General features: G+C 72.9%; 12 protein-coding genes and 2 riboswitches. Of the genes, 6 read left to right on the forward strand and 6 right to left on the reverse strand.

Annotation, left to right across the window (positions count from 1 at the left end; genetic code table 11):
- Positions 1-28: 28 nt before the first annotated feature.
- Positions 29-123: riboswitch (glycine riboswitch) on the reverse strand.
- A riboswitch (glycine riboswitch) is annotated at positions 124-222 on the reverse strand.
- Between the two features lie 104 nt (positions 223-326).
- A complete protein-coding gene (locus ABT053_RS30640) occupies positions 327-1,154 on the reverse strand; it encodes a gamma-glutamyl-gamma-aminobutyrate hydrolase family protein (protein ID WP_350973626.1) in 828 nt (275 codons plus the stop codon).
- Between the two features lie 301 nt (positions 1,155-1,455).
- Here ABT053_RS30640 and ABT053_RS30645 point away from each other — a divergent pair, with 301 nt between their 5' ends.
- Positions 1,456-2,472: a LacI family DNA-binding transcriptional regulator gene (locus ABT053_RS30645; protein ID WP_350973628.1), complete on the forward strand. Its 1,017-nt coding sequence runs from the start codon at positions 1,456-1,458 to the stop codon at positions 2,470-2,472.
- A 166-nt stretch (positions 2,473-2,638) separates the two neighbouring features.
- On the opposite strand, the gene ABT053_RS30650 is transcribed toward ABT053_RS30645, so the two are convergent.
- From ABT053_RS30650 to ABT053_RS30660, 3 genes are read right to left on the reverse strand one after another with little or no spacing between them, the layout of a single operon-like run.
- On the reverse strand, positions 2,639-3,403 hold the full coding sequence (locus ABT053_RS30650; protein WP_350973629.1) for a 3-oxoacyl-ACP reductase: 765 nt from the start codon (positions 3,401-3,403) through the stop codon (positions 2,639-2,641).
- A 5-nt stretch (positions 3,404-3,408) separates the two neighbouring features.
- Positions 3,409-4,755 carry an aldehyde dehydrogenase family protein gene (locus ABT053_RS30655; RefSeq protein WP_350973631.1) on the reverse strand — a complete coding sequence of 449 codons (1,347 nt, stop codon included), beginning with the start codon at positions 4,753-4,755 and terminating at the stop codon, positions 3,409-3,411.
- Between the two features lie 2 nt (positions 4,756-4,757).
- Positions 4,758-6,101, reverse strand: a complete 1,344-nt coding sequence (locus ABT053_RS30660) for a glutamine synthetase family protein (RefSeq protein ID WP_350973632.1) — start codon at positions 6,099-6,101, stop codon at positions 4,758-4,760.
- An 87-nt stretch (positions 6,102-6,188) separates the two neighbouring features.
- Between ABT053_RS30660 and ABT053_RS30665 the strand changes: the two genes are divergently transcribed.
- The 5 genes from ABT053_RS30665 to ABT053_RS30685 all read left to right on the forward strand — a co-directional run bounded on the left by ABT053_RS30665 (position 6,189) and on the right by ABT053_RS30685 (position 9,550).
- Entirely contained in the window at positions 6,189-6,908 is a 720-nt protein-coding gene (locus tag ABT053_RS30665) for a FadR/GntR family transcriptional regulator (RefSeq protein WP_350973634.1), read from the forward strand.
- A 319-nt stretch (positions 6,909-7,227) separates the two neighbouring features.
- The gene (locus ABT053_RS30670) at positions 7,228-7,980 is read left to right on the forward strand and encodes a hypothetical protein (RefSeq protein WP_350973636.1); all 753 of its coding nucleotides are present in this window, start codon (positions 7,228-7,230) and stop codon (positions 7,978-7,980) included.
- Between the two features lie 49 nt (positions 7,981-8,029).
- Positions 8,030-8,500, forward strand: a complete 471-nt coding sequence (locus tag ABT053_RS30675; RefSeq protein ID WP_350973638.1) for a hypothetical protein — start codon at positions 8,030-8,032, stop codon at positions 8,498-8,500.
- Positions 8,497-9,183 (forward strand): nucleotidyl transferase AbiEii/AbiGii toxin family protein, encoded by a 687-nt coding sequence (locus ABT053_RS30680; RefSeq protein WP_350973639.1) that lies wholly within the window; start codon positions 8,497-8,499, stop codon positions 9,181-9,183. Before ABT053_RS30675 ends, ABT053_RS30680 begins: the two co-directional genes overlap by 4 nt.
- A 178-nt stretch (positions 9,184-9,361) precedes the next feature.
- The gene (locus ABT053_RS30685) at positions 9,362-9,550 is read left to right on the forward strand and encodes a hypothetical protein (RefSeq protein WP_350973641.1); all 189 of its coding nucleotides are present in this window, start codon (positions 9,362-9,364) and stop codon (positions 9,548-9,550) included.
- A 108-nt stretch (positions 9,551-9,658) separates the two neighbouring features.
- On the opposite strand, the gene ABT053_RS30690 is transcribed toward ABT053_RS30685, so the two are convergent.
- Together ABT053_RS30690 and ABT053_RS30695 are read right to left on the reverse strand one after the other, a co-directional pair.
- Complete coding sequence (locus tag ABT053_RS30690; RefSeq protein WP_350973643.1) at positions 9,659-11,398, reverse strand: nickel/cobalt transporter; 1,740 nt, start codon at positions 11,396-11,398, stop codon at positions 9,659-9,661.
- A gap of 92 nt (positions 11,399-11,490) precedes the next feature.
- Positions 11,491-12,792 carry a tetratricopeptide repeat protein gene (locus tag ABT053_RS30695; protein WP_350973644.1) on the reverse strand — a complete coding sequence of 434 codons (1,302 nt, stop codon included), beginning with the start codon at positions 12,790-12,792 and terminating at the stop codon, positions 11,491-11,493.
- Positions 12,793-12,820 lie beyond the last annotated feature (28 nt).

A 12,820-nucleotide genomic window follows, 5' to 3' on the forward strand; every position in this document is an offset into this window, starting at 1 on the left:
CACCTCAGACAGGGGACAGATGAGAGCATCCTCCCCCTCTGTCGTGGGTGCCTGAGAGTTTCATCCGGGTTTTACCGGATTTTCACCTTCGGCGAGGTCGTGGGACCTGCTTTCCAGAGGGCACCTACCCGCACGGTCCTTTGCCTTGAGAGGTTCGCGGGGAGGGCTTGCTCCTTCAGGGGTCCTGGCCTGGGTGTCAGGACGCTCTCCCGCACGGGATTCATCGGTGTCAGCGGCCAGCCTAACCGCCCGCACCGGCCGAGCGAAATCCCCTCGCCGCCCCGGATCCGCCCCGATCCACCCTGCTCCGCCCTCATCCGCGCCGGTCAGGGGGTGGCGTGCCGGACGAGCGCCTCGAACAGGGCCGACTCGTCGTCGGTCTCGGGATGCCACTGGACGGCGACGGCGAAGGGGTGGTCGTCCACCTCCACGGCCTCGATCGTGCCGTCCTCGGCGTGGGCGGTCACCGTGAGGCCCGGGGCTGGCCGGTCGAGGGCCTGGTGGTGGTAGTGGGCCACGTCCACGGTCTCGGCCCCGAAGATCTTCGAGGTCCGGCTGCCGGGGGCGAGCCACACCGGCATCCTGCCGTAGTGGCCGGGGGCCGGGGCGTGCCCCGGGTGGCCGACCACGTCGGGCAGGTGCTGGTGGAGGGTGCCGCCCAGCGAGACGTTCAGGACCTGCATGCCCCGGCAGACCCCCAGGAAGGGCAGGCCGCGCTCCAGCGCCGCCCGGACCAGCCCCAGCTCCGCGTCGTCGCGGAACGGCCGGACGTAGCCGGTCCGCTCGTGCGGCTCCTGCCCGTACCGCTCGGGGCCGACGTCCCCGCCACCGGCCAGGATCAGCCCGTCCAGGCGCTCCGCCAGCGTCGCGGGGTCGCCCGCCGGGGGCAGGATCACCGGCTGCCCGCCCGCGCGGGCCACGTGGTCGACGTAGTCGTACGGCAGGAGCGCGGTCGTGGTCTCCCAGACGGTGAAGCGCGCGGGCTCGACGTAACAGGTGATGCCGATGACGGGACGGGACATGGTCTCCTGTTTCGCCGTGCTTCCACCGAGGTCCTGGCGCCGTGTGCCCATCGTGCCCATCGTGCCCGTGGTGCCCATCGTGCCCGTGGTGCCCCTCGTGCCCGTGGTGCCGATCCCGGTGCCTTCCCGCACGTTACCGGCCGGGGCGGGACGGCGTGCCGCCGGGGACCCGCCGTGAGCGGGGGTCGCGGGCGGCGGCGGGGCGCGCGGCGAGAGTTAAGTGGTTAAGCGGACCGGCCGCCGGGGAGACGGCTCGGGAGTCACCGCCCCCGGTCTTGCCGCGGGCGCGGGCGTCCGACCGTGACGGCTGATCACGAGGGGTCACAGGGGTCACGGGGGGTCGTCGGCCGTCGGGGGGATCGCCGGGAGCCGGGGCACGCATAGTAAAGTGCGCAGCGGAAACGCGTCGGATAACCGGTTCAGGGGAGGGCTCGTGAAGCGACCGACGATCGCCGACATCGCTCGTCGCGCGGGGGTGTCCAAGGTCGCGGTCTCCTACGCGCTGAACGACCGTCCGGGCGTGTCGGAGGCGAGAAGGAACACCATCAAGGCCATCGCGAGAGAGATCGGCTGGCAGCCCAACAGCGCCGCGCGCGCCCTCAACGGGGCACGGGCCCGCGCCGTCGGCCTGACCGTGTGCCGCCCCGCGCGGGTCCTGGGGATGGAACCGTTCTTCATGGAGCTGATCAGCGGCATCGAGAGCGAGCTGTCGGCCCGCTCCTACGCCCTGCTCCTGCAGATGGTGACCGGCCACGCGCAGGAGACGGAGGTCTACCGCAGGTGGTGGGGGGAGGGCCGCGTCGACGGCGTCATCCTGGTCGACCTGCACTTCGACGACCCGCGCGTCCCCGAGATCGAGGACATGGCCCTGCCGGCCGTGGTGATCGGCCACCCGTCGGAGACCGGCTCGCTCGCCCCCGTCTGGTCCGACGACGGCGCGGCCATGAGGGAGACGGTGGAGTATCTCGCCGCGCTCGGCCACCGCCGGGTCGCCAGGGTCGCCGGGCTGCCCGCGCTGGTGCACACCGTCCTGCGCGACCGGGCCTTCGCCGCCGCGTGCGACGAGCTCGGCCTCACCCACTCCGTCGCGCACACGGACTACACCGGGGAGGAGGGCGCGCGGGCCACCCGGCGGCTGGTCAGCGGCGCGAACCGGCCGACGGCGATCGTCTACGACAACGACATCATGGCCGTCGCCGGACTCTCGGTCGCGCAGGAGATGCGCCTGGAGGTGCCCGCGGACCTGTCCCTCGTGGCCTGGGACGACTCGCCCCTCTCCCAGGTGGTGCGACCGGCCCTGACCGCCCTCGGCCGGGACATCCCCCACTACGGGGCCCAGGCCGCGCGGAGCCTGCTGGCGCTGATCGCGGGCGAGCACGTCGCCGGCGTCCAGACCGAGACGGCCAGGCTCACCCCGCGCGGCAGCACGGGCGCGCCGGGACACCGGTGACGGACGCCGTCACGGGGTGGCCGTACGGCACGGGTGTCCCGGGCGCGGTGACGGACGCCGGTGGGGCTCGGAGCGGGGTGACGCGCCGCGCGCCCGTGCCGGGACGTCCGTCGCCGGTGTGCGGAACGGGATGACGCCGGTGTTCGGAACAGGGTGACGCCGGTGTTCAGAACGGGGTGACGTACGCGCCGGAGATGCCGCCGTCCACCAGGAACTCCGAGCCGGTGATGAAGCTCGCGTCGTCCGAGGCGAGGAACGCCACCGCGGCGGCGATCTCGGACGCCTCGGCGAAGCGGCCCACCGGGATGTGCACCAGGCGGCGCTGCGCCCGCTCGGGGTCCTTGGCGAACAGCTCCCGCAGCAGCGGCGTGTTCACCGGTCCCGGGCACAGCGCGTTCACCCGGATGCCCTCGCGGGCGAACTGCACGCCCAGCTCGCGCGACATGGCCAGCACCCCGCCCTTGGACGCGGTGTAGGAGATCTGGCTGGTCGCCGACCCCATCACGGCCACGAACGACGCGGTGTTGATGATCGACCCCTTGCCCTGCCGCCGCATGTACGGGATGACGTGCTTGCAGCACAGGTAGACCGAGGTGAGGTTGACCTCCTGGACCCGGCGCCAGGCGTCGATGCCTGTCTCCAGGATCGAGTCGTCGTCCGGCGGCGAGATGCCCGCGTTGTTGAACGCGATGTCCACGCTGCCGTAGGTGTCGAAAGCGGTCTGGAACGTGCGGGCGACGTCGTCCTCGCTGGTCACGTCGGCCCGCACGAACAGCCCGCCGACCTCGTCGGCGGCCTTGGAACCGGTCGTCTCGTCCAGGTCCACGCACACGACGCGGGCGCCCTCCTCGGCGAACCGGCGCGCGGTGGCCAGGCCGATCCCGCTTCCGGCGCCGGTGATGACGGCGACCCGGTCCTGCAAACGCAGCATCGCTACTACTCCTCGGAAATGAAGACGTTCTTGATCTCGGTGAACGCTGACAGGGCGTCGGGCCCCAGCTCGCGGCCGAGTCCCGACTGCTTGAAACCGCCGAACGGGGTCCAGTAGCGGACGCTCGAATGCGAGTTGACGCTGAGGTTGCCCGCCTCGACCGCCCTCGCCACCCGGAGCGCCCGGCCGACGTCACGGGTCCAGATGGACCCGCTCAGGCCGTACGGGGTGTCGTTGGCGATCCGCACGGCGTCGGCCTCGTCGTCGAACGGCACCACCGACGCCACGGGCCCGAAGATCTCCTCGGTGAACGCCCGGTCGTCCGCCGAGCCGGGCGTCAGGACCGTCGGCGGGAACCAGAACCCCGGCCCGGAGGGGCAGGTGCCCCGCAGGTGGGGCGGCTCGGTGACGAAGGAGGCGACCCGCTCCCGGTGCTCGGCGCTGATCAGCGGGCCCATCTCGGTGGCCTCGTCGCGGGGGTCGCCGACCCTGACGCCCAGCACCGCCTCCCCGAACCGCGCGAGGAACTCGTCGTGGACCGGGCGCTCGACCAGGATCCGGGAGCGCGCGCAGCAGTCCTGGCCCGCGTTGTCGAACACCGCGTACGGCGCGGTCGCCGCCGCCCTCTCCAGGTCGGCGTCGGCGAAGACCACGTTGGCGCTCTTGCCGCCCAGCTCCAGGGTGAGCCGCTTGACCTGCCCGGCGCAGGTGGCGGCGATCTCCTTGCCGACCTCGGTCGAGCCGGTGAACACGATCTTCGCCACCCCGGGGTGCCCGACCAGCCGGGTGCCCGCCACCTCCCCGGCCCCCGGCAGCACCTGGAAAACCCCCTCGGGCAGGCCGGCGGCCAGGGCGAGCTCGGCCACCCGCAGGGCGGTGAGCGGCGTCCACTCGGCGGGCTTGACGATCACGGTGTTGCCCGCGGCCAGCGCCGGGGCGAGCCCCCAGGTCATGATGACCATCGGGAAGTTCCACGGCACGATCACGCCGACGACGCCCAGCGGCTCCCGGAAGGTGACATCCAGCCCGCCGGGCACCGGGATCTGCAGGCCGTGGTTGCGTTCGGGCGCCCCCGCGTAGAAGTCGAGCACGTCGGCGACGTTGCCCGCCTCCCAGCGGGCGTTGCCGATCGTGTGCCCGGAGTTGGCGACCTCCAGCAGGGCCAGCTCCTCGGCGTGCTCGCGCACCAGCGAGGCGAAACGGCGCAGCAGCCGGGCCCGGTCTCCCGGGCCGACGTCGCGCCAGGTCGCGAAGGCCCGCCTCGCGCGCTCCACGGCCCGGTCGGTCTCGGCGGCGTCCGCCATCTCGACCTCGGCGACGACCTCTTCCGTGGCCGGGTTGATGATCTTCACATTCACATCCGTTCGAATCCCCGGAAAAGCTCCCAGTCGGTCACCGCCGCGTCGAAGGCGGCCAGCTCGACCCGGGCGTTGTTCGCGTAGTGCGCCACGACGTCCTCACCGAAGGCGGCCGTCGCGAACGCGGAGCCCTCCCAGAGCTCCAGCGCGCCCCGCAGCGTGCTCGGCACGGTCTCCGCGCCCGACGAGTAGGCGTTCCCCGCGAACGCGTCCTCAAGCGGCAGCTCGTTCTCGATGCCGTGCAGCCCGGCCGCGACGAGCGCCGAGACCGCGAGGTAGGGGTTGACGTCGCCGCCGGGCACCCGGTTCTCGATCCGCAGCGAGGGGCCGTGGCCGACCAGGCGCAGCGCGCACGTCCTGTTGTCCACGCCCCACTTGACCGCGGTGGGGGCGAAGCTGCCCGGCACGTACCGCTTGTAGGAGTTGATGTTCGGGGCGTACAGCAGGGTGAGCTCGCGCATCAGCGCGATCTGGCCGGCGATGAAGTGCTGTCCCGTCGCCGACAGGCCGTGCGGCCCGGAGCCGGACATGACCGGCTCGCCGTCCGCGTCCCTGAGCGAGATGTGGATGTGGCAGGAGTTGCCCTCGCGCTGGTTCGGCTTGGCCATGAAGGTGATCGCCATGCCCTCCTGGGAGGCGATCTCCTTGGCGCCGTTCTTGTAGATCGAGTGGTTGTCGCAGCTGGACAGGGCCTCGCCGAAGCGGAAGGCGATCTCGTGCTGGCCGAGGTTGCACTCGCCCTTGGCCGACTCGACGTACATGCCCGCGCCCTCCATGCCGAGCCTGATCCTGCGCAGCAGCGGCTCGACCCTGGCGGTGCCGAGGAGGGAGTAGTCGACGTTGTAGAGGTTGGAAGGGGTCAGGTCGCGGTAGCCGCGGCGCCAGGCGTCCTCGTAGGTGTCGTTGAAGACGACGAACTCCAGCTCGGTCCCGACGAAGGCGCCCCAGCCCCGCTCGTCGAGCCGGGCGAGCTGGCGGCGCAGGATCTGGCGCGGCGAGGCGGTCACGTCGGAGCCGTCCTCCCAGACCAGGTCGGCCATCACCAGGGCCGTCCCCTCCTGCCACGGCACGCGGCGCAGGGTGGACATATCGGGCTTCATGACGAAGTCGCCGTATCCGCGCTCCCACGACGACATGGCGTACCCGTCGACCGTGTTCATGTCGACGTCGACCGCGAGCAGGTAGTTGCAGCCCTCGGAGGCGTGCCGCAGCACCTCCTCCACGAAGTAGCGTCCCGACAGGCGTTTCCCCTGGAGGCGGCCCTGCATGTCGACGACCGCCAGCAGCACGGTGTCGATCCGCCCTGCCCGCACCTCGTCGTGGAGCTCGGTGACGTCCACATGCCCTCCTCGTCGGGGTTCTATTGGGCTAGTGTCAGACCATTGACGTGTAGCGGGGGGAGCCTTGTCAAGGGCCGGAGGGGATAATTGGACGAGGTGTCGCGGTTGACCGCCGTGCTGCGGCCGGTGCGCGCGGGCAACGCGTTCGAGGAGACCGTGGAGCGCCTGCTCCAGGTCATCAAACTGGGACTGGTGGCCGAGAAACTCCCGCCGGAGCGGGAGCTCGCCGCCCAGCTCGGGATCAGCAGGGTCACCCTGCGCGAGGCCATCCGCGAGCTGCAGGACGCGGGCTACCTGGAGGTCCGCCGCGGCCGGTACGGCGGCGCCTTCCTCACCTACGCCCCGCCCCGCCCGCACCGGGACGACCTGCGCAGGGCCGTGGTCGACATGGGCACCGACGACCTGTCCGACGCGCTCACCTTCAGGATGGCGGTCGAGTGCGGCGCGGCCCAGGTGCTCGCCACCGCCCCGCTCACCGAGGAGCGGCGCGAGGCCCTGCGGGAGAGGCTGCGCGAGGTCAACGCGGCCGGGCCCGACGACTACCGCCGTCTCGACACGGCCTTCCACCTGGCCATCGCCGAGCTGACCGGCTCCACCCTGCTCGCCGGAACCTGCGCCGACGCCAGGCTCCGGGTCGCCGACCTGCTCAACGCCATCCCGGTGCTCCAGCGCAACATCGAGCACGCCGCGGTCCAGCACCAGGCGATCGTGACGGCGATCCTCGCCGGGGACCCGGAGGCCGCGCGCCGCGCCGTGGCCGAACACCTGGAGGGGACGGCGGCACTGCTGCGCGGATTCCTCACCTGACACGCGGCGCGCGCCTCGCCGGGCCTGCCGCGGATCTTGTACGAGATCTCGTACGGATCTTGTACGGGATCTCGTGTGGACCTCGCACGGGTCTCGTACGGACCTCGCGTGGATCTCGTACGGACCTCGGGCGGATCTCGTACGGACCTCGGGCGGGCGTCCGGGCCTCGTACGGGCGCCCGGGAAACCCGTACGGGCACCCGGGAAGTTTGTCCGAGCAGGCCGGAAAACCGCCGTGCCGCCGGGACTCCCGCGCCTGCCGGGGGCCTCCCCTCACATAGCCTGGGGAATGGTGGGGGATTTGTTCCGAGAGCGAATCATGGACACAGGACGGCTGCCGCTGTTCTGTTTCTTCGTCGCGCTGATCGCCGTCTTCCTGTTCACCAGGATCAACGTCCGCCTCATCCGCGCCAAGATCGGCTGGTTCGGCAACGTCAACGTCGGCGAGATGCACATCCACCACGTGGTGTTCGGGGTGGTGCTGACCCTGCTCGGCGGGGTGTCCGGCCTCATCGTCTCGGGGGTCTCCGACGGCTGGTACGCCGTGACGGCGGCCGTCTTCGGCGCCGGGGCCGCCCTGATCCTGGACGAGTTCGCGCTGATCCTGCACCTGCACGACGTCTACTGGGAGGAGGAGGGCCGGGCGTCGGTCGACGCGGTGTTCATCGCCGTCGCGATCACCGCCCTCCTCCTGCTCGGCCTGCGCCCCCTCGGCTGGGAGGACTACGACGGCGAGCCCCGCGGCACGTGGCTCACGGTCGGCTTCATCGTGACCAACCTCGTGCTCGCCGTGATCACGCTGCTCAAGGGCAAGATCTGGACGGGTCTCGCCGGGCTCTTCGTCCCGATCCTCCTGGTGCCCGGCGCGGTACGGCTGGCCCGCCCGGGATCGCCCTGGGCGCACTGGTTCTTCGCGCCGGACTCCCGGCGCCCGCAGCCCCGCAAGATGGCGAGGGCCGAGGGGCGCGAGGAGCGCTGGCGCCGCCCGGTGATCCGCGGCAAGATCGCCTTCCAGGAGTTCCTCTCCGGCCGCCACGATCTCCCCTCCACCCGCCGCCGTTCCCGTCGCTGAGCCCGCGCGCCCCGTGGACCTCGGGCGAACGGCGGGCATACTGGAGGGCGTGAGTACGCTTCCTTCCCGCTGGGACGGCGTGGAGCAGCGCGTCCCCGAATCGCTGGCCGACCTGCGCGGCCCGGCGACGGGGACGGTCGCCCTGCCCGTGCACCTCGGCTGGTCCGGGCTCACCGAGTACGACCTGGTGAACCCGCTGCTGCGGATGAGCCTCTACCGCACGGTCATCACCGGCGGCGGCCGCTCCGACGCCGAGTCCTACCTGAACGCCGAGCTCCTCGTGGCCGACTGGCCGACCCTGCGCCGGGGCATCGGGCCGAGCTACCGGAGGGCCTGGGAAACCAAGATCGCCGCCCTGGGGTGGCGGCACGACCCCGTGCCGGGAGCCGGGATCGGGCGTGCCGCCGAGACGGGCCCCGGGGGCGTCCGTGACGCCGGGACGGGATTCCGGGACGGACGTGACGCCGCGACGGGACGTGACGCCGGGGTGGGCGCCGTGACGCCGGGGTGGGAGCGGTGATCCTGCCGCCCTTCCAGCAGCGGATGCTGGAGGCCGCGCTGCCCGCCTGCACCCGGTTCGGGCTGGTCCTCGCGGGCGGTTACGCGATGAACGCCCACGGCTTCACCGAACGCCCGAGCAACGACCTCGACTTCGCCACCGCCGCCGAGACGCCGCTGCCCGAGGTCGCCGAGGGGATGGCCGAGGCGTTCAGGGAGGCCGGGCTGGAGGTCACCCTGACGGAGGTGACGCCCCGGATGGGCCGCCTCGTGGTCAGCGACCCGGTGACCGAGCAGAGCTGCGAGTTCGACCTGCTCAGGGAGGCGTTCCAGCAGCAGCCCGTGATCGTCGGCGACGTCTCCGTCGTCTCCCTGGACGACGCGGTCGGCCTGAAGATGCGAGCCTTGCACGAGCGCAGCCTCGCCCGCGACGTGATCGACATCGCCTCCGTCTCCCACCTGTACGGCTTCCGCGATCTCGAACACCTCGCCCGCCTGCACAACGAGGAGTTCTCGCTCGCCGAGCTGGTGATGCGGCTGGAGTTCGTCGACCTGATCGCCGACGAGGACTTCGAGGCGTACGGCGTGGACGGCGAGCAGATCATGGAGATCCGCAGGTTCGCCTGCGCCTGGGTGGAGGACATCGGCCTCCGCCGCGCCGAGGAGGGCGACGTCGACTACGACGACGTCCCCGACCCCGACTGAGCCCCCGACCCCGACTGAGCCCCCGACCCCGACTGAGCCCCCGACCCCGACTGAGAAGGCCGGGCCGGTGGTGAGGCCGGGGACCCGAGGGAGACGAGAAAGCTTCTGGGACGCATAGTCGGCCGCCCGCAGGGCAGTTGGGGGTTCTCTCTGCTGAAGGGTGCTGATCATGGGTCTCATGGAGAAGCTCAACCTGCGCGAAATGAAGGCCAAGGCGAAGCTGAAGCTGGCCAGCCGGACGGGTGACCGCCGGAAGGTGGCCGAGGCCAGAACCGAGGAGGCCGAGGCGAAGCTTCTGAAGACCCAGGACGAGATCCTGGACACCGTCGCGGAGATGCGCAAGGAGTACGGCGCCCGCCGGAGGTGACTCCCGCACCGGCCACCGGTGTCCCGCCGACGGGCTCCTTTCGGAGCCGACTCCGCGTCGGCGGGACACCGGTGGTAGCGCCTGGCGGGACATCTAGAGGCGGGTTACCTAGAGGGGGCCTGTGAGGCCCCGCAGGGCCAGTCCCAGGCCGAGCAGGACGACGAGGGCGGCGGTGCCGACCGGGGCGAAGGCCGAGACGCGGGCCGCGAGGCCGCCGCCCGCCGTGGCCAGGCGGTCGAGCCGCCCGGTGAGCTTGACCAGGAGCAGTCCGGTGGCGGTGAGCGTGCCCGCCATCCCCACGCCGTAGGCGAGGACCAGCGCGATCCCGTACCAGGTGCGGCCGAGCGCGATCGCCCCGAGCAGGACGACGAGCGCCGACGGGCTGGGCACGAGCCCCCCGGCCACCCCCATGCCCACGAGCCCGCCCTTCGAGGGCGCCGCCTTCTCGCCACCCACGCGGGCGATTTCGTCGTCCCGTGACCGTACGGCCTCCTCGCCGGGAGCGGTTCCGTCCCGCTCTAGCAGCGCCACGGTACGGCCCTCCTCGGCGAGCCGGTCGTGCCCGTGGTCGAGATGCCCGTGACCGTGACCGTGGCCGTGGCCGTGACCGAAGTGTCCGTGCCCGTGCCCATGTCCGTGGCCGAAGTGGCCGTGGGGCGGGGCCTCGCCGGTGCGGTAGGCGCGCCAGGCGGACAGCAGCAGGCGGACGCCCACGGCGGAGATCAGCAGGCCGCTGGCGAGGCCGAGCCAGGCGAGGACCCCCTCCCCGGTGAGCGCGGAGAAGGCGCTCAGCAGGAGGCCGACCACGATGACGCCCAGGGTGTGGGTGGCGGTCACGGTGGCGCCGACGACCAGCGCGTCACGGGGGCGGCCCCTCCTGCCCGCGAGGTAGGCGGCCATGACGGTCTTGCCGTGACCGGGGATGAGCGCGTGCCCGGCGCCCAGGACCGTGGCCAGCAGGACGGCGAGCAGCCCCAGCGGCAGGGTGGGCGAGTCGGTACCGATCAGGCCGACGAAGGTACGGTCCAGCGCGGCCAGCGCGTCGGCGATCGGCCCCTCGGGCACGAACGGGAGCGTGACCGCCACGGAGCCGGTCCCCGGGGCCACGCCCAGCTCGGCGGTGCGCTGGTCGAGCGGGCTGGACAGCAGGCCGTCCGGGTAGGCCCGCAGTTCCCGGCTGGCGCTCGTGCCGGGCACGGACGAGCGCGCCAGCCGTACCCCTCCCGACGTCACGGCCGTGATCTCCCGCCAGCCGATCCGGTCGGCGAGGTACCCGTCGCCGAACGAGATCGTCCCGTTCCCCTGGAGAGGGGCGGCGACGGCGGAGAGACGGCAGGTCAGGCGGGTGGTCTCCAGGCCGCTCTGGCCGGGCTCGTAGGTGAAGGCGCTCTCGGCGACGCGCCAGGGCGTCGCGGTCCCGTTCACCGCCAGGCGTTGCGCGGAGGCGAGCTCGGCGCAGCGGGCGGTGCCGTACGCCGACCGTTCGGAGTCCGAGACCGTGCCCGAGCGGTCGGTGTCCACCGAGGGACGGGCCTGGAGGGTGGGCAGCTCGGCGCTGTCCACCACCGCCAGGTTCTCCACCAGGTCCCGGCCGACCCGCAGGCCGTTGTAGTGGTTGACGGTGAAGTTGCCCAGCGGGTGCGCGAACCGCGCGCCGGTCGCGGTCACGGTCGCCGTGCCGGTCGCGGTCACGGTGGCTGTGCCGGTCGCGGTGCCGGTCGTGGTGGCGGCGGTGGCCGGGGGTGCGAGGGCGGTGAGCGCGCACACCGTGACCGTCACGGCAGGGAGGGCCGCGCCGAGCACCGCACGCGCCATCCGCGCCAGCCGGGCGAGCCTCACCGGCTTCACCAGCCTCGATGGCCGTGGAGACCTCGACGGCTTCGTCGGCCGCGATGTTTTCGCGGGGCCGCGTGTCGGCGGTTTCTGGACCTCTGGGAGCTTCATGACAACCTCGCGAGGGCGGGCAGGCCGGGAGAGAAGGAGGGGTTGGCCGCGCGGGCGCGGGCGGTGGAACGCCGGGCCTCCGCGGTCATGCCCAGGGCGCGTTCGATCTCCGCGCGGTGGTGCAGCAGCAGGGCGTTGCGCCAGCCGGTGGCGGTGGCCTTCCTCGCGTACGGCAGGGCCTCGCGGCTGCGGCCGTCGCGGTGCAGGGCCCAGGCCAGGGCGTCGGCGGCGACCACGTTCGGGTTGCGGGCGTACTCGGCCCGCGCGTGCGTGACGGCCAGCGCCGGGGAGCCGTGGTCGGCCTCGTACTCGGCCCAGGTCAGGTCGTCCCGTACCCCGGCCGCCCGCGTCAGGTCCCGTTGTGCTCGCAGCAGGGCCCACTGCTCGGAGGGGTCCCTGCCCGCGGCGCCGAGCACCTCGGCGTACTCGACCACGTACTGGGCGAGGGGCAGCCGCGCGACCACGGTGGCGTAGCGGTCGATCGCCTCGGCGGTGCGCCCGTCGAGCGCGGCGGCTCTGGCGGCTCCCGCGAGGGCGGGGACGAAGCCGGGGTCGGCCTCCAGCGCGAGCCGGTACTGCTCGGCGGCGCCGCGCGCGTCGCCGGAGTGCAGGGCCAGCTCGCCCAGGTAGTGGCGGCAGTAGGCGACGTCGGCGGGGGAGAAGGCGTCGGAGAGCGCGTGTTCCAGCATCCGGCGGGCCGTCGCGCGGTCGCCCCTCAGCTCGGCGTCGTAGGAGGCCCGGGTGAAGGCCGCGACACCGGGGCGCAGCTCCATCATCCTGTCGACGGCCCGCCCGGCCTCCCCGTACCGGCCGAGCTGGGTGTAGGCGTCGGCCAGCACCGCGTGGGCGTCCAGGCCGTAGGGGTTGGCGGCGACCGAGGAGCGGGCGAGCCGTACGGCCTCGGCGAACTCGTGGCGTCCGGCGGCGAGCGCGGCCAGGCCGCCGAGCACCTCCGGGTCGCCGGGGCTCAGCGCGGAGGCCCTGGCCAGCGCCTCCTCGGCGCGCGGGTAGGAGGACGGGTCGGCGGTGACGCGCGCCTGCTGGACGTAGGCCGCGCCGAGCCGCGCCCAGGCGAGGTGGTCGGCGGGCAGCCGCCGGAGCCGGTCGGTCAGCGCCCTGATCGCGCCGTCGAGGGAGAGGGCGGAGGCGGGCGTCCCGGCGAGCTCCACCCGGGCCGGGGCGGCGGTGGCGGGCGCGGGGGCGGGCCGGTCGCCGGGGATCAGCGCCGCCCCGAGGGTCAGCGCCGCGGCCAGGCCCAGTACGGCCGCGGCGGTGCGGGCTTTCGCGGAAGTCTTCACGGTCATCGTCCCTCTGGTCGACGCGGGA

This window comes from Streptosporangium sp. NPDC002524 (assembly GCF_040295985.1).
Lineage (GTDB): Bacteria > Actinomycetota > Actinomycetes > Streptosporangiales > Streptosporangiaceae > Streptosporangium.